We start from the raw sequence: 16,038 nt of genomic DNA on the forward strand, positions 1-16,038 counted from the left end.
GGTTCACTCTGACGCCAAGGTCAGATCTCCCCTCCGGCGAAGGAGACTTCGGTACGCACCGGGCGGTGCGCCGAACCGGGCCCGGAAGACGCGACTGAAGTGGAACGGGCTCGCGAACCCCGACGCGGCGGCCACCCGGTCGACGGTAAGGTCCGTCACCTCCAGGAGCCGGACCGCGTGCCGCAGCCGCGCGTCACGCACCACCTGCATCGGCGTACGGCCGAACTGCGCCGAGAAAAGGTGCGCCAGCCGGGACGGCGACAGCGCCACCTGGGCGGCGAGGGACGCCACCGTGTGGGCGGCGGCCGGATCCGCGGCGATCAGGGCCTCCACCCGGCGCACCCGCGGGTCCACCTCGCCGGCCGCGTCCGCACGGGCGGTTCCGGCGGCCACGGCCGCGAGCAGCAGCGCCTCCTCGACCCCGCCGAGCGCCAGCTCCCGTATGGCCGCCCCCTGAGCAGCCACGGCCCGGAAGCGGGGCGGGGCCGTCGGCGAGGTCGCGGGCAGCGGCTCCGGCGGCGCGCCGTCCCCCGACCAGCGGGCGTCGGCGTGCAACCGGCGCATGGCCGCGTCGATGCGCGGCCGGACGGATGGCGGTACGGGTGAGATGGCATACAGCCGGTCACCGAGCTCGTACGGCCCGAGCCACGCGTGCCACGAAGGCCGGGCCTGGCAGTGCACCCACCAGAAGGCCCAGCGGTGGGCACCGGGCGCGACCGCGTAGTCATGGGGCACGTCCGGGCCGAGAGCGACCACGTCGCCCGCGCGCACATCGGTCTCCGCGCCGCCCTGCCGGACCCGCCCCCGGCCGGCGACTGTCCAGGTGACCAGCCAGCTCTCCGAACCGCGCGGCCGGTGCACGGCGTACCCGGGGCGTTCGTCGTAGCAGCCGGCCAGGAGGACCTCGGCGGGCGGTGACGGCGTGCTCCCGGCTGCCGCACCACTCCGGGCAACCGCAGCAGAATCCATCAGGTCCTCAGCGCTCACGGACATCCCCTCGCATCGGATACGGGCCTAGCGTCAGGACTAACGAGTCCGGCTCCACCCGAGTGCGTCCGGCTCCACCCGAGTCCGGGCGTCGGGCACGACCCGCGTCCGGGAATCCCGCACGACCCGAGTCGGCACGACGCGAGTCCGGCACCGCCGCCGACCGGAAGGAGGTCCGCATGGACATCACGCGCAGGAGCGTAACCGTCCGCCCGGAGGCCGTCCGGCAGCGATTCGAGGAGCACGGCTTCACGGTCGTCCACGGGCTGTTCGGCCCGGCGGAGATGGCGGAGCTGTGCGCAGCGTTCATGGCGCTGCACGCCGCGGGGCGGATCCCCGGGCACTTCGAGCCCGGGCCCCAGGAGCCCGGTGAGCCGTACGACCCACTGCGCGCGTACCCACGGGTGATGCACCCGCACGAGGTGAACGGGCCGGCCCTGCGGTATCTGCTCGACCCACGGCTGAGGGCAATCCTCGAGGTCCTGTTCGGCGAGGAGCCGCTCGCCGCGCAGAGCATGTTCTACTTCAAGCCCCCCGGTGCCCGCGGCCAGGCACTCCACCAGGACAACTTCTATCTGCGCGTCGAGCCCGGCACTTGCATCGCGGCCTGGATCGCCTGCGACGAGATCGACCGGGAGAACGGCGGCCTCCAGGTGGTTCCGGGGACCCACCGCATGGACGTGTTCTGCCCCGAGGAGGCCGACCCGGCGCTGTCCTTCGTCCGGGAGTACGTGCCACCGCCCCCGGGGCTCGAACCGGTGCCGGTCGACATGGCGCCGGGCGACGTGCTGTTCTTCAACGGCAGCCTCGTACACGGCTCGGGCCCCAACCGCACGACGGACCGCTTCCGGCGTTCCTTCATCTGCCACTACGTGGGGCGTTCGACCATTCGCATCGGAAGCTGGTACCGGACGATCTCGATGGGCGGTGACCGGGTGCACCTCGACGAGAGCGCCGGTGCGGGCCCGTGCGGCACGGAGTTCGAGAGCTCCGGACCGCACTGACATCCGGGCCCGGCCGGGCACCGACGTCCGGGCCCGGAACCGCACAGACGTCCGGGCCCGGATCACACTGACGCCCCCGGGCGGGCGTCGCGGTGTCCGTACGGGTGAAGGGCGCGCAACCGCCGCACGCCCGCCGGCGGGCGTGCGGCAGGATGCCCCGCCATGGACGCGGTACGAGTCGCGCTGCTGCGCGAAGTGCTCGCCGGAACCGAGTGGTTGGAGTCCACCCGGCGCTTCGCCGGGGCACTGCGCACCTCGCTGCAGCCGCACGGCGGCGGCCTACTGCTGGTGGGCAGCGAGGAGTACGAGCCATGGCATCTGGCAGCGCACCTGGACGACGAGGCCGCCTGGTCCGGACTTCCGGAGCTGTCCCCCACGCTCGTACGCCACCGGGTGCGGCGCGGCGAGCCCGCGCACCTGGCCGTGGGACTGGGCAGGATCGAGGCGGCGCGGCGCGGCGAGACCGTGCTCGTGGTGACGCCGGACCGGCCGGGCGAGGGACTGCTGGAGCGCGTGCACGACGCGCGGCGGGCGGGCGCGACCGTACTCGCGCTGGACGGCGGGGACCGGGATCTGCACGCCTTGGCCCACGACGCGCTGGCGGTGCCGGGCGGCACTGCGCCTCCGGCGCAGGCCGCGGGGCAGGGCCGTGTCCTGCCCGGGGCAGGACACGGCACGGGGCCCGACGCCGGAGCGCTCGGCCCCGGCTCCGGGCCCGGTGCGGAGATCGGGCTCGACACCGTGCAGCACCTGGTCAGTGCGGCGGCCGGGGAGAACCGGCTGCCCTCGCCGCGCAGCCGCCACCGGTTCCGGGACCGGCTCTCCCGACTCGCCGAACAGCTGACGGCGCCGCCTCCACTGCGCTGGTAGGGCCGTACGGCGTACGGCCCTACCGCGGTACCCGGTGGGTCCGGGTGCCGGGGCCGGGGCCTCCGGGATGGGGCCGGCCCAAAATCCTTTGCCCAGGAGGCCGACTGCCGCGGAGCATGGTCGTCCGTGACCGAATCCGACCACCCCCCATCGCCGCCCGAGCCGACCCGGCGGCTGCTGCCCGATCTCGCCCCGTGGCGGTCCTCGCGTGACTTCCGGCTGATGTGGTGCGCGGGCGTCGTCACCGTCTTCGGCAGCTTTCTGAGCTTCGTCGCCGTACCGCTGCAGATCAAGGAGCTGACCGGCTCGACGCTTGCGGTCGGCGCGATCGGGGCTGTCGAGCTCGTACCGCTGATCGTGTTCGGGCTGTACGGCGGCGCGCTCGCCGATGCGCTCGACCGGCGGAAGCTGATCCTCTGGACCGAGGCCGCGCTCGGCCTGCTGTCCCTGATCCTGCTCGCCAACACCCTGCTGCCGCACCCCATGATCTGGCCGCTGTACGTGGTCGCAGCCGGTGTCAGCGCGCTGACCGGGCTGCAGCGCCCGGCTCTGGACGCGATCGTTCCGCGGATCGTCCCGCATGAGCAGCTGCCCGCCGCCGCCGCGCTGAACTCACTGCGCTGGCAGGTGGGGGCCATCGCGGGTCCGTCGCTGGCCGGCCTGATCATCGCCTTCGCCGGGCTGGAGTGGGCGTACGCGCTGGACGCCCTCTCGTTCGCGGTGTCGGTCGCGCTGGGCTTCCAGGTGGCCCCGTCGCCCGCGTCGCGCGACGCGGAGAAGCCGTCGCTGCGCGGGATCGTGGCGGGCGCGCGCTACGCCTGGCGCCGTAAGGAGCTGCTCGGGACATACACCGTCGACTTGGCGGCGATGTTCTTCGCCTACCCGACCGCGATCTTCCCGTTCCTCGCGGACGAGCTGGACGCGCCGTGGGCGCTGGGAATGATGTACGCCGCGGGGTCGGTCGGCTCGCTCGCGGTCAGTCTGACCAGTGGCTGGACATCGCAGATCCACCGGCACGGCCGGATGGTGGTGCTCGCCGCGGCGGGCTGGGGCCTGGCCATGGCGGCGGCGGGCTGGATGCACAACGTCTGGCTGGTGCTGCTCTTCCTGGCCGCGGCGGGCGGCTGCGACATGGTCAGCGGCATCTTCCGCTCCGCGATGTGGAACCAGACGATCCCGGACGAGCTGCGCGGCCGGCTGGCGGGCATCGAGCTGTTGTCGTACTCGGTCGGACCGCAGCTCGGGCAGGTCCGGGCAGGCGGCATGGCCGCGCTCACCGGCGTACGGGCGTCGGTCTGGGCAGGAGGTCTGGCGTGCGTCGGCTGCGTCGGGCTGCTGGCCCTCGCGCTGCCGAAGCTGATGGCCTACGACGCGCGGACGGATCCGCACGCGGTGCGGATGCGAGAGCGACGGCGGGAGGCGCGCGCCGCCGCCGCGTAGCGACTGCACGGGCCGAGTCGGAGCCGGTGACGGTCTGCTCCCCGGCGCGGGTGACCGCGTCCGGACGTGGCCTAGGGGCGTCTTGTGGATCTTGCCGGGGTCGCGGGCTGGCCCACGGCCACCGGCCCGGTCTCTCACCTCCGGTACCCGCCACCGAACCGTGCCACCAGGTGCTCCTCGAACGTGCCCTTGCCGACGGCCCGTTCCGGTGTGAGGTGGCCTCCCGAGCGGAACCCCCGGTACGCCTTGCCGAACAGGGGCACGCTCACGACGGCCCGCCTGCGCCCCGTGGCCTTGAGATACGCGCGGGCCAGCTCCGGGAACGTCCGCACCTCGGGGCCGCCCATATCCTCCACCCGGCCGGCGGGCGCGCCCACCGCCAGCTCGGCAAGACGGCCGGCGACCTCGGCCACCTCCACGGGCTGGTCCCTGACCCCCGCCGGGAGGAACAGCACGGGAAGCTTGGACAGGGCCTGCAGGACCATGACGACCAGGTCGTGGAACTGCGTCGTCCGCAGCACCGTCCAGCCGAGTCCCGACTCCTCGATCAGCCGCTCCACGGCGAGCTTGGTCCGGTAGTAGCCGAACGGCACCCGGTCGACGCCGACGATCGAGATGTAGACGAGATGACCCACGCCGGCGCGGCGTGCCGCCGCGATGAGATGTGCGGCCGCCTGCTCGTCGCCTCCGCGCGGCGAGCTCGCGCAGTGCACGATCGTGTCCACGCCCGCGACGGCCGCGTCCAGGCCGCTGCCGCCCTCGCGCAGATCGACGGCGTACGGCTGCGCGTGCCGACTGAGCACCCGCACCTCATGCCCTCCCCCAGACCCTCCGGCCTGGGCGGTACCCCCGGCCCGCAGCCGCTCGGTGACGAGCCGGCCGAGCGTTCCGGTGCCGCCGGTCACCAGGATCGTGGTCATGCTGTTCAGCCCCTTCGGACGCCGGGCGCTCCCGGGCGGAGCACCCCCCTCATCAACCAGGACCGGGCAGCCCGCGCGGAATGTGACAGGCCTACGGACGCCCTATGGACGCGCGAGCTGACGCCGTACGAAGTCCAGCTTGTCCGGGTTCACCACAGCCCGCACCGCGGAGATCACCCCGTCGCGGTAATCGAACGCGACCACCCCCAGCAGCGTGCCATCCGACCGGGCGAGCACTGCGGGCGCGCCGTTGACCTCGGCGAGCGTGAAGTCCACCCCCGCCAGGAAACGCTCGGACAGGCCCACGAGGAAGCGGACCACCTTCTCGCGCCCCTCGACGGGCCGCCGGGCCGCGCTGACCTTGCCGCCGCCGTCGCTCCACCAGGTCACATCGGCCGCGAGCAGCTTCTCCAGACCGGCGAGGTCACCCACCCGGGCAGCCGTGATGAACGTCCTCACGAGCTCTTCCTGCCGCTCGGGCGCGGCCGCGAAGCGGCTCTCGGCCGCATCGATCCGCTGCACCGCCCTCCGGTGCAACTGACGGCAGTTGGCCTCGCTCAACCCGAGCACGCTGGCGATCTCGCGGTGCCCGTACGCGAACGCCTCCCGCAGCACGTACACGGCCCGCTCCGTGGGCGTCAGCCGCTCCAGCAGGACCAGCATCGCCAGGGACACGGCGTCCCGCTGCTCGACCGACTCCAGCGGACCGAGCGAACCGTCCGAGGTGACCACGGGCTCCGGCAGCCAGGTCCCGACGTACCTCTCGCGCCGCGCGCGGGCCGAGGTCAGCCGGTTGAGACAGAGGTTGGTGACGACCTTGGCGAGCCAGGCGGCGGGCGCCTCGATGGCCGTACGGTCGGCGCGGCTGAAGCGCAGATACGCGTCCTGGACCGCGTCCTCGGCCTCCTCGGCGGAGCCGAGCATCCGGTAGGCCAGGCCGAACAGACGCGGACGGTGGGCCTCGAACTCCTCGGCGGGCGTGGACGTCATGCGTTCACCCTGCCAGAACGCTCCGGCGGGCCGGTTGGGGCCCCGCGATCCCGGCACGATCCATAAGACACCCCCTAGGGTTGCCGGGCAGCCGAGCAGGGGTCGGCTACGACAGCGGGGGCCGACCTCCGGCGGAGGCCGACCCGGCCTCAGGTCTCGTCCGCGTTCCGCCCGGAGGGCGGCGCGTCGTGCCAGCGGGGGTCGTTCTCCCATTGCAGGTTCCGCTCGGCGGCCGTCTGTAGGGCGTTCCCGGCCTCGGCGCGGGTGGCGTACGGGCCGATGCGGTCCTTCGCGGGGCACTCCGGCCCCTCCTCGACCTTCCGGTGCTGGAGGCAGTAGTACCACTCGCCGGGTTTGCCGACCGTTCTCTTCTTGAACAGGGCCATGGTGGTGCTCCTCTCTCCGCCTCTCTGCCGCCATGCTGCCCGAACGGGCCTCGATACACTCGCTGACATGTCCAGCCAGTCGCTTCTCGCCCCGGGGACGCTGTCCCCCACCCGTTCCGTGCCCGCTTCCATCCCGCGCCCCGAGTACGTCGGGAAGGACGCCCCGGCCCCGTACACCGGGTCCGAGGTGCAGGATGCCGAAACGATCGAGCGCATGCGCATCGCCGGACGGATCGCTGTGCAGGCGATGGCAGAGGCCGCCAAGCACATCGCTCCCGGCGTGACCACGGACGAACTGGACCGGGTCGCCCACGAGTTCATGTGCGACCACGGGGCGTACCCGTCGACCCTGGGCTACCGGGGCTTCCCGAAGTCCCTGTGCTCCTCGATCAACGAGGTCATCTGCCACGGGATCCCGGACTCGACGGTGCTGCGCGACGGCGACATCGTGAACCTCGACGTCACCGCGTACATCCACGGGGTGCACGGCGACAACAACGCGACGTATCTGTGCGGGGACGTCGACGAGGAGTCGCGGCTGCTGGTGGAGCGGACGCGCGAGGCCCTGAACCGCGCGATCAAGGCGGTCAAGCCGGGTCGGCAGGTCAACATCATCGGCCGGGTCATCGAGTCGTACGCGAAGCGGTTCGGGTACGGCGTGGTCCGCGACTTCACCGGCCACGGCATCAACGCGTCGTTCCACTCCGGCTTGATCATCCCGCATTACGACAGTCCGCACGCGACCACGGTCATGCGGCCCGGGATGACCTTCACCATCGAGCCGATGCTGACCCTGGGAACGTACGAGCACGACATGTGGGACGACGGCTGGACGGTGGTGACCAAGGACCGGGAGCGGACGGCGCAGTTCGAGCACACGCTCGTGGTGACCGAAACGGGTGCAGAGATCCTGACGCTGCCGTAAGGTTTTACCGACGGGATGTCGGGAAGGTTGACTTAGGTAAGCCTAAGTAGAAGGATCATAGCCGCTCCTCCTTCCCACGTCCCGGTTCCATCGGTCCCCGGAGGCCCGCCTTGGACGCATCGAGCCCGTCGCCCTCGCAGACGGCGACGCCGTTCTCCACGCTCATCCGCACCGCCTCGCACGAGCAGCACGTGGAGGCGGAGAACTCGACCTTCATGGGCGACATGCTCGGCGGAAGGCTCGGCGTGGACGCGTATGCGCGCTACACCGAGCAGCTGTGGTTCGTCTACCAGGCGCTGGAGGGCGCCGCGGAGCAGCTCGCCGGCGACCCGGTCGCGGGCCCCTTCGTCCGCCGCCGCGAGCTGCTGCGCGTCCAGTCCCTGGAGTGCGACCTCGCGCATCTGCACGGCGGCCGCGCGGACTGGCGTACGACCATCCGGCCGCTGGCGGCGACCGCGGCCTACGCCTCCCGCATCACCGAAGTCGCCCGCGACTGGCCCGCGGGCTATGTCGCCCACCACTACACCCGCTACCTCGGCGACCTCTCCGGCGGCCAGATCATCCGCTCCACCGTGGAGAAGACCTGGGGCTTCGAGCGCAAGGGCGACGGCGTCCGCTTCTACGTCTTCGCGGGCATCGCCAACCCAGCGGCCTTCAAGCGGGAGTACCGGGAGCTGCTGGACGCCCTGCCGCTCGACGACCTGGAGAAGAAGCGGGTGGTCGACGAGTGCAAGCGCGCTTTCGCCCTGAACACGGCGGTGTTCAGGGAGCTGGGAGACCACTTCGGCCCGAACAGCAGGGGCCCGCTCAGCGCGTAGCTGTCGAAGCGGAGTTGACCAACAGCTTCTTGAGGCTGACAACGCATCAGCATCCTTTGTGATCAGCTGGTGCCGTGGAAGCCATCTGGACAAGCGTTGTAGCGGTTGCGGGCACGCTTCTGGGTGCCGTGATCACGCACGTCTTCCAGCGTCTTGCGTCCAGACGCAGCGAGCTGTTCGCGCGGTCCGAAGCGCTCCGGCAGGAGCGCATAGCCACGTACGGATCGTTCGCCACAGCAGTGGAGGAGTACCGCCATGGGCAGGCGGCTCGCTGGTACCGCAAGCAGGAGGACCCGGACGGAGAAGCCTTCATCACGGCGCGCGATGAGGCCCACCGCCTCCGAACAGTGGCGCGACAAGCGCTCTATCGAGTCAAATTGCTCACCGATGACCGGGAAGTGATCCTCGCAGCCGAGCAGGCCTATGAGTGCACACGGGATGTGTCGAACGCACAGGACCAGGCAGAGCGGGACGCACTGGACACCCAGGCTAGGCAGGCCATTGAAGCGTTCGTATCCCATGCTTCGACACTGATCCGTTGAACTGAACGAACCACGGCCTCTTCCAGCGTCGGCACGGAGGGTACGCGACTGGCACGGCCCGCTGCGGGCCGACCAGGTAGCGGAGATCGAGAAGTTGCAGACCGGTGCCCCTGTTCCGGTGACAGCCCCTGCTCCGGTGGCAGTCCCGGAAATTTCTCAGAAGAATTCCGGGGAAGCTGTCGAAACGGCCGTCTCCCGTTCGACATGGAGGTGAGAGGCGGGGAACGGCCCCGCTCTCCCGAACCGAGGAGTCACCATGCCGCGCTACCTGACGATGATCCGCATCGACGAGCAGAACGTCCCCGCCGAGGGCCCCAGCCCCGAGCTCATGGAGCGGATGAGCGCACTGCTCGAGGAGATCACCAAGGCCGGCGTCATGCTCGACACGGCCGGGCTCACCCCGACCTCGCAGGGCACCCGCGTCACCTGGTCCGGCGGGGAGCTGTCCGTCACCGACGGCCCCTTCACCGAGAGCAAGGAAGTCATCGGCGGCTACTCCATCGTGCAGGCCAAGGACAAGGCCGAGGCCATCGAATGGACCAAGCGCTTCCTGCAGCTCCACGAGGAGTACTGGACCATCTCCGCTGAGGTCCGAGAGATCGCCGAGGGCTAGACCCGCAGCGCTTGCCCGGCCGTCGCGCGGCTGCTCTGATGGGTGGCCGTGACGGCAGCAAGCGCGGTGGAAGCGGTATTCAGGATCGAGTCGGCGCGGATCATCGCCGGTGTCACCCGGATCGTACGAGACGTGGGCATCGCCGAGGAGCTCGCGCAGGACGCTCTGGTCGCCGCGCTGGAGCAGTGGCCGGAGTCGGGCGTCCCGGACAAGCCGGGCGCCTGGCTCATGGCCACCGCCAAGCATCGCGCGATCGACCTGGTACGCCGTAAGGAGACCTACGCTCGCAAGCTGGCGGAGGTCGGGCGCACCCTGGAGGACGTGCCGCCGCTCGAGCCGTCGGACGCCGACGACATCGACGACGACCTGCTGCGGCTGATCTTCACCGCCTGCCACCCGGTGCTCTCCGCCGAGGCCCGGATCGCGCTCACCCTGCGGCTGCTCGGCGGGCTGACGACCGAGGAGATCGCCCGCGCCTGCCTGGCCGCGGAGCCGACAGTGGCCCAGCGCATCGTCCGCGCCAAACGCAGCCTCGCCAAGGCGGGCGTCCCCTACGAAGTCCCGTACGGCGCCGACCGCGCCGCGCGCCTCGACTCCGTCCTCGAAGTCATCTACCTCATCTTCAACGAGGGCTACTCCGCGACCGCGGGCGACGACTGGCTGCGCCCCGCCCTGTGCGAGGACGCGCTCCGGCTCGGCCGGGTGCTCGCGGGCCTGATGCCCAAGGAGCCCGAAGTCCACGGCCTGGTCGCGCTGCTGGAGCTCCAGGCCTCCCGTACGGCCGCCAGGACCGGTCCCGACGGCGAACCGGTGCTGCTCGCCGACCAGAACCGGACCCGCTGGAACCAGATGCTGATCCGGCGCGGCTTTGCCGCCCTGGGGCGCGCGAACGCCCTGCGGGATGTCTCGGGGCCGTACACCCTGCAGGCCGCGATCGCCGCCTGCCACGCCCAGGCGGTGCGGTACGAGGAGACGGACTGGTCGACCATCGCCACCCTGTACGGCCGGCTCGCGGCGATCGCCCCGTCCCCCGTCGTGGAGCTGAACCGTGCGGTGGCGGTCTCGATGGCGAGCGGCCCGGCGGACGGCCTGGCCCTCGTGGACGCCCTCGGCGACGAACCCACCCTGAAGCACTACCACTTGCTGCCGAGCGTACGCGGCGATCTGCTGGCGAGGCTGGGGCGTACGGCGGAGGCGCGGTCGGAATTCGAGCGGGCGGCGGCCCTGACCCGCAACGAGCGGGAGCGGAAGCTGCTGCGAACACGGGCCGAGCAGTGCGGCTGACAGCCGACCCCGTCGGCAGCCCCAAAGGCCATAACTCGAAGGCATCAGCTCCGACTTCGCGCGTCTGTTCAGCGCCGTATCAGGGTCGGCTGCCCGCCGACCGCACCCAAGTGGCCTTCCCGGTGGCGCCGAATGACGCCACCGGGAAGGCCGTCAGCGCAGGTGATCCTTGCGTTTCCGGCGTCCCTGCCTCACGATCGGCTTTTACGTCCGGCGCGTCCGGGCAGGAGGGTCCGCCACAGCGCGGGCCTTCTGCGTCTCACGAGACAGACTTCCGGGGGAACCATGCACACACGCTCTGGCATCACCGCACTCACCGCCGCCGCACTCCTCGCAGTCACCTCATGCAGCAGTGACCGCGACGGCAAGGAGCCGACTCCGGCCCCGCCAACCTCGCAGAGACGCGGCGCCGGCGACGCCAAGGACAACCAGGCCGCCTCGAGCGATGCCAGGGCCGCGCTGGAGAAGGCAGTCCGCGACTACACCGCCACCTACTTCAAGCCGGACGTCGACACTGGGTATGCGATGCTCTCCGCCCACTGCAAAGAAGAGACCAACAAGGAGGCTTTCTCAGTTCTCCTGGAGCGGGCCTACGAGGCAAACACGGACCGCGAGCAGTACAAGGTCAAGAGGTTCTCCGTGGACCAACTGTCCGGAGACATGGCCCGAGTGACGTATGGCATGGGCCTTCCGAGGTTCGACCACAAGCAGGAGCCCTGGGTCCGGGAAAACGGGGAATGGCGGTACGACGCCTGCTGAACGCTGCTCCCGGCTGGTGACCGATCATGACCTCGTGATCCAGGGCGACGGCATGCCGAGATCAGCGCGTGGAATCGAACATGTATCAGCGCCTGGCGGTCGGCGACGACCCTCGTGTGTTCCACCCGGCAGGCGGGGGCGGCGCCTGCGAAGACGACATCTACATCCTGGCCACCCTCGAGCAGGCCGTCGCCCTGCGGGACGAGTTCGGGCTCGGGATCGAGGTACGGGGTCTGGCCGACCCGCAGGAATGATCGCGCGCCGGTAGCCCGAGAGCACCCGCGGCAGATGAGGCCGGACGGGCTCGCCGCCCGCGAGCCCGGTTCGCGCAGGGTGGGTGCGCGGTCCGGTCGAGGGTGAGGACCACGAGGCTGGGAGGAAGCGCTTGCCTCGGCCGGCCTGGCGGAGCTCATAGACCGGGTGTTTTCCGTCCTTTCGGGAGCGAGCGGGCTCGGGGCTCGCTCGACCGCGCACGCGCCCGGCAGGCACTGCTGGTGCGACGCGACGAACCCAGAACGAACCCACCTCGGCGCAGGCCACGCGCCAGCGGGAGCTCTTGCTGCGGCTCCGCCGGGAGAGGGCGGAGGCCGGAGGGTGCGGTGGCGTCGCCCCGCTGGTCGCGTGCTGCCGTTCCGGGGCGACGGCCGGCGTAGTAGGCGGTATATATCCGGTCTCACCCCCTACGTGAACCACCGGAGGATGAGATGGCAAATATCGGGAAACACCGGCGGACGGGCAGCTGTTTGACATACCGTCTCTGGCATCTCGGCGCACCCGTCATTTGGGGAAGTGACAGGTGCGCTTCTTCGGTCGCGATGTGCCAGGGGGGTCCATGCGGCGTGGTGGCGTGTCCTATCTTCAAGGCTCGGTTAGACCGGTCTCACTGCAGAGAAGCCTGTGGGGCGGCAGGCGCAGTGACAAAGCGCCGTGGTATCTGCCCGTGGCGTTGGCCACGGATGTCTTGGGCATCGGCGTGCCCGTGCTCGTTGTCTTCGGCAGCACATCCCAGCCACACCCCGTCCCGGCCGCGCTGACGGCGACGGCCGTCTGGCTCGGCGTACGGGCGTGCCACCGCCGCTACGCGCCCCAGGCGCTCGGCGAGTCCCGCGGCGTACTGCCCGTCCTCCGTGACTGGTTGACGTTGCTGGGGCTGCTCGCGGTCGCCCGGGTGGCCGTCGGGGAGAGCTCCGAGCCGGTGCTGGCCCTGCTCGCCGTGTCGTGCGCGCCGCTGACGACCGTCGTCTGCCACAAGGGGACGCACCGGCATCTGACGGCGCTGCGGCGCGAGGCGCAGTCGGTGCACCGGGTGCTGGTGATCGGCGAGCCGGGTGCGGCGGACGACGTGGTGGAGCATCTGGCCGCCCGTACCGACCACGCCTATGTGGCGATCGGCGTGGTCCCGGTCGGTGACGCCCCGCTGACGTCCGGGCTTCCGGTCCTGACCCGCCTGGGCTCCGCACCGCCCGCCACCCCGGACGAGGACTGGATGCCGGTGCTGGCCTCGGCGGAGCAGCTGGGGGCGGAGCTGGTGCTGGTGGCCCCGGGGCCGCGGTTCAGCGGAGAACGGCTGCGCAGGCTCTCCTGGGCCCTGCATGACGCCGGGCTGCCGCTCGCCGTGTCGCCGGGCCTGACGGATGTCGCCCTGAGGCGGATCCGGGCCGCCACGGTTGCCGGGTTGTCGCTGCTGCACATAGCGCCGCCCACCCGGTATGGGCTGCACATGGTCGCGAAGGCGGCGCTGGACCGGGCGGGCGCGGCGCTCGGGCTGCTGCTGCTCGCGCCGCTGTACGGGCTGGTGGCGCTGGCCGTCCGACTCGACTCCCCCGGTCCCGTACTGCACCGTCAGACGCGGGTGGGGCAGCACGGCAGGACCTTCACCATGTGGAAGTTCCGCACGATGGTGGCGGATGCGGAACGGCTCAGGCCGGAGCTGACGGCGGCGAACGAGCAGGACGGTCCGCTCTTCAAGATGCGCTGTGACCCGCGAGTCACCCGGATCGGACGGTGGCTGCGGCGCAGCTCGCTGGACGAACTGCCGCAGCTGGTCAATGTGTTGCGCGGCGAGATGTCGCTGGTGGGGCCGCGTCCGCCGCTGCCGGACGAGGTGGCCCAGTACGACGACGTGGCGCTGCGGCGGCTCACGGTGAAGCCGGGGCTGACCGGGCTGTGGCAGGTCAGCGGCCGTTCGGATCTGTCGTGGGACGAGTCGGTGGCGCTCGACCTGGGCTACGCGGACAACTGGTCGCTGGGCGGGGACCTGGACGTCATAGCCCGCACGTTCCGCGCCGTCGTCGACGGCCGTGGGGCGTACTGAGGTGGGCACTTCCCATCCGCCGCAACGGCGAGAAGCCCGGCTACGGAGCCCGGCGGCGGACCCGTCAGGTGCTGTCCGCCGCCAGCCAAGCGGCGTAGACACCTGCTATGCCGTCCCGCAGGGACACCCTCGGCTTCCAGCCCAGGGCGGACATACGGGAGATGTCGAGGAGCTTGCGCGGGGTGCCGTCGGGCTTGGTGGTGTCGAAGGCGATCCGGCCTGCGAAGCCGGTGACCTCGCGGACGGTCTCCGCGAGTTCGCGGATGGTCAGGTCCTCGCCGCAGCCGACGTTGACCGGCTCGTCCCCGTCGTAGGCGCGCAGCAGCAGCGCGCACGCCGCGGCCAGGTCGTCGACGTGCAGGAACTCGCGGCGGGGAGTGCCGCTGCCCCACAGCACCACCTCGTCCCGGCCGTCCCGCTTCGCCTCGTGGAAGCGGCGGATGAGGGCGGGCAGGACATGCGAGGTCTCGAGGTCGAAGTTGTCGCCGGGCCCGTAAAGATTGGTCGGCATGGCGGAGATGTACGCGTCCCCGTACTGCCGACGGTAGGACTGCACCTGCACGATTCCGGCGATCTTGGCCAGTGCGTACGGCTCGTTGGTCGGCTCCAGCGGGCCGGTCAGCAGCGCCTCTTCGCGGATCGGCTGCGGCGCGAGCCTGGGATAGATGCAGGAGGACCCGAGAAAGAGCAACCGGCCGACACCGGCGGCGTGCGACCCGGCGATGACGCTGAGCTGGATGCGCAGATTGTCCTCGAGGAACTGCACGGGATAGGTGCTGTTCGCCATGATGCCGCCCACCTTGGCGGCAGCGAGGACGACGGCGTCCGGCCGGACGTCGCACAGGAACGCTTCGGTCCGCGCGGCGTCGCGCAGATCGAGTTCGTCCCGGCCACGGGTGATCACCTCGTGGCCGTCGGCGGAAAGGCGGCGGGTGATCGCGGATCCGACGAGCCCGCGGTGTCCCGCCACGAATATCCGGGCCGTGCCCGGCATCAGGTCATGCGCTCGCGTCATGACCCCGGATTCTGCCAGTGCGGATCGCCCGCCAGGGAGCGAATCCCTTTATTGGTGTGAAACACCATCATCTCTCATCAAAATCCAGGGGGCCTGAGCCCCACGGCACCCAGGGGGGACACCATGGGGAAGACCGCGTTGATCACCGGGATCACCGGGCAGGACGGCTCGTATCTGGCCGAGCTGCTGCTCTCCAAGGGCTACACCGTGCACGGTCTGGTGCGCCGGTCGTCGTCCTTCAACACCGAGCGGCTGGACCACATCTATCAGGGTCCGCAGGAGCCCGACCGCAGACTCGTGCTGCACCACGCCGACCTCTCCGACGGTGTGGCGCTGGTCAACCTGCTGCGCGACATCCGGCCGGACGAGGTCTACAACCTGGGCGCGCAGTCGCATGTCCGGGTCTCCTTCGACGCGCCGCTCTACACCGGGGACGTGACCGGCATGGGCGCGCTGCGGCTGCTGGAGGCGATCCGGGCGAGCGGTATCGACACCCGGATCTACCAGGCGTCGTCCTCGGAGATGTTCGGCTCCACCCCGCCCCCGCAGAGCGAGCGGACCCCGTTCCACCCGCGCAGCCCGTACGGCTGCGCCAAGGTCTTCGGCTACTGGGCGACGGTCAACTACCGCGAGGCGTACGGCCTCCACGCCGTCAACGGCATTCTCTTCAACCACGAGTCGCCACGGCGCGGCGAGACCTTCGTGACCCGCAAGATCACCCGCGCGGTGGCCCGGATCAAGGCGGGCCTCCAGGACCGGCTCTACCTGGGCAACCTGGACGCCGTACGGGACTGGGGTTACGCCCCGGAGTACGTCGAGGCGATGTGGCGGATGCTGCAGCGCGACGAGCCGGACGACTACGTGGTGGCGACCGGCGAGGCGGCCACCGTGCGGCAGTTCCTGGAGGCCGCTTTCGAGACCGCGGATCTCGACTGGGCCGCATACGTGCGTTTCGACCCCAAGTACGAGCGGCCCACCGAGGTCGACGCCCTCATCGGCGACGCATCCAAGGCGGCCTCGCTGCTCGGCTGGAAGCCGGAAGTGCGCTGGCCGGAACTGGCACGAATCATGGTGGAGGCCGATGTGTACGTGCTCGACGCGGAATTGTCTGGTACAGCAGTGCGTATCGACAGATGACAGATCAACCGGCGAAGTACAGGCATCATTTTGT

Annotated in this window: 17 protein-coding genes; 12 read left to right on the plus strand and 5 right to left on the minus strand. The window is 70.8% G+C overall.

Going from position 1 to position 16,038, the window contains the following annotated elements; all coding sequences use genetic code 11:
* Positions 1–3: 3 nt before the first annotated feature.
* A complete protein-coding gene (locus ACTWQI_RS00330; protein WP_443266238.1) occupies positions 4–993 on the minus strand; it encodes a helix-turn-helix domain-containing protein in 990 nt (329 codons plus the stop codon).
* A gap of 173 nt (positions 994–1,166) precedes the next feature.
* On the opposite strand from ACTWQI_RS00330, the gene ACTWQI_RS00335 reads away from it, so the two are divergent.
* The 3 genes from ACTWQI_RS00335 (at position 1,167) to ACTWQI_RS00345 (ending at position 4,301) form a co-directional block, all read left to right on the plus strand.
* The gene (locus ACTWQI_RS00335) at positions 1,167–1,991 is read left to right on the plus strand and encodes a phytanoyl-CoA dioxygenase family protein (protein ID WP_443266240.1); all 825 of its coding nucleotides are present in this window, start codon (positions 1,167–1,169) and stop codon (positions 1,989–1,991) included.
* Positions 1,992–2,153: 162 nt separating this feature from the next.
* Complete coding sequence (locus ACTWQI_RS00340) at positions 2,154–2,861, plus strand: hypothetical protein (protein ID WP_443266242.1); 708 nt, start codon at positions 2,154–2,156, stop codon at positions 2,859–2,861.
* A 126-nt stretch (positions 2,862–2,987) separates the two neighbouring features.
* Entirely contained in the window at positions 2,988–4,301 is a 1,314-nt protein-coding gene (locus tag ACTWQI_RS00345; protein ID WP_443266244.1) for an MFS transporter, read from the plus strand.
* 134 nt (positions 4,302–4,435) lie between these two features.
* Here ACTWQI_RS00345 and ACTWQI_RS00350 read toward each other — a convergent pair whose 3' ends face one another.
* From ACTWQI_RS00350 to ACTWQI_RS00360, 3 genes are all read right to left on the minus strand, one after another.
* Positions 4,436–5,221 (minus strand): SDR family oxidoreductase, encoded by a 786-nt coding sequence (locus tag ACTWQI_RS00350; RefSeq protein WP_443266246.1) that lies wholly within the window; start codon positions 5,219–5,221, stop codon positions 4,436–4,438.
* 102 nt (positions 5,222–5,323) lie between these two features.
* Positions 5,324–6,211: an RNA polymerase sigma-70 factor gene (locus tag ACTWQI_RS00355; RefSeq protein ID WP_443266248.1), complete on the minus strand. Its 888-nt coding sequence runs from the start codon at positions 6,209–6,211 to the stop codon at positions 5,324–5,326.
* Between the two features lie 149 nt (positions 6,212–6,360).
* Positions 6,361–6,597, minus strand: coding sequence for a hypothetical protein (locus ACTWQI_RS00360; RefSeq protein ID WP_443266250.1), 237 nt, complete (start codon positions 6,595–6,597; stop codon positions 6,361–6,363).
* Positions 6,598–6,664: 67 nt separating this feature from the next.
* Between ACTWQI_RS00360 and map the strand changes: the two genes are divergently transcribed.
* The 8 genes from map to ACTWQI_RS00400 all read left to right on the plus strand — a co-directional run bounded on the left by map (position 6,665) and on the right by ACTWQI_RS00400 (position 13,852).
* Positions 6,665–7,522 (plus strand): type I methionyl aminopeptidase, encoded by an 858-nt coding sequence (map, locus tag ACTWQI_RS00365; RefSeq protein ID WP_443266252.1) that lies wholly within the window; start codon positions 6,665–6,667, stop codon positions 7,520–7,522.
* 110 nt (positions 7,523–7,632) lie between these two features.
* On the plus strand, positions 7,633–8,340 hold the full coding sequence (locus tag ACTWQI_RS00370) for a biliverdin-producing heme oxygenase (RefSeq protein WP_443266254.1): 708 nt from the start codon (positions 7,633–7,635) through the stop codon (positions 8,338–8,340).
* A 74-nt stretch (positions 8,341–8,414) separates the two neighbouring features.
* Positions 8,415–8,882 (plus strand): hypothetical protein, encoded by a 468-nt coding sequence (locus ACTWQI_RS00375; RefSeq protein WP_443266255.1) that lies wholly within the window; start codon positions 8,415–8,417, stop codon positions 8,880–8,882.
* Between the two features lie 256 nt (positions 8,883–9,138).
* Positions 9,139–9,495: a YciI family protein gene (locus tag ACTWQI_RS00380; RefSeq protein WP_443266257.1), complete on the plus strand. Its 357-nt coding sequence runs from the start codon at positions 9,139–9,141 to the stop codon at positions 9,493–9,495.
* A gap of 48 nt (positions 9,496–9,543) precedes the next feature.
* On the plus strand, positions 9,544–10,779 hold the full coding sequence (locus ACTWQI_RS00385; RefSeq protein ID WP_443266259.1) for an RNA polymerase sigma factor: 1,236 nt from the start codon (positions 9,544–9,546) through the stop codon (positions 10,777–10,779).
* 285 nt (positions 10,780–11,064) lie between these two features.
* Positions 11,065–11,538 (plus strand): hypothetical protein, encoded by a 474-nt coding sequence (locus ACTWQI_RS00390; protein WP_443266261.1) that lies wholly within the window; start codon positions 11,065–11,067, stop codon positions 11,536–11,538.
* Positions 11,539–11,618: 80 nt separating this feature from the next.
* Positions 11,619–11,792, plus strand: coding sequence for a hypothetical protein (locus ACTWQI_RS00395; protein WP_443266263.1), 174 nt, complete (start codon positions 11,619–11,621; stop codon positions 11,790–11,792).
* Positions 11,793–12,478: 686 nt separating this feature from the next.
* Complete coding sequence (locus ACTWQI_RS00400; protein WP_443266265.1) at positions 12,479–13,852, plus strand: sugar transferase; 1,374 nt, start codon at positions 12,479–12,481, stop codon at positions 13,850–13,852.
* 64 nt (positions 13,853–13,916) lie between these two features.
* Here the strand turns inward: ACTWQI_RS00400 and ACTWQI_RS00405 are convergent, their stop codons facing one another.
* Positions 13,917–14,867: a GDP-L-fucose synthase family protein gene (locus ACTWQI_RS00405; RefSeq protein WP_443266267.1), complete on the minus strand. Its 951-nt coding sequence runs from the start codon at positions 14,865–14,867 to the stop codon at positions 13,917–13,919.
* A 123-nt stretch (positions 14,868–14,990) separates the two neighbouring features.
* Between ACTWQI_RS00405 and gmd the strand changes: the two genes are divergently transcribed.
* Positions 14,991–16,004: a GDP-mannose 4,6-dehydratase gene (gene gmd, locus ACTWQI_RS00410; RefSeq protein WP_443266269.1), complete on the plus strand. Its 1,014-nt coding sequence runs from the start codon at positions 14,991–14,993 to the stop codon at positions 16,002–16,004.
* The last annotated feature ends 34 nt before the right edge of the window (positions 16,005–16,038 follow it).

Origin of the sequence: Streptomyces sp. KR80, assembly GCF_052245555.1 — a bacterium.
Lineage (GTDB): Bacteria > Actinomycetota > Actinomycetes > Streptomycetales > Streptomycetaceae > Streptomyces.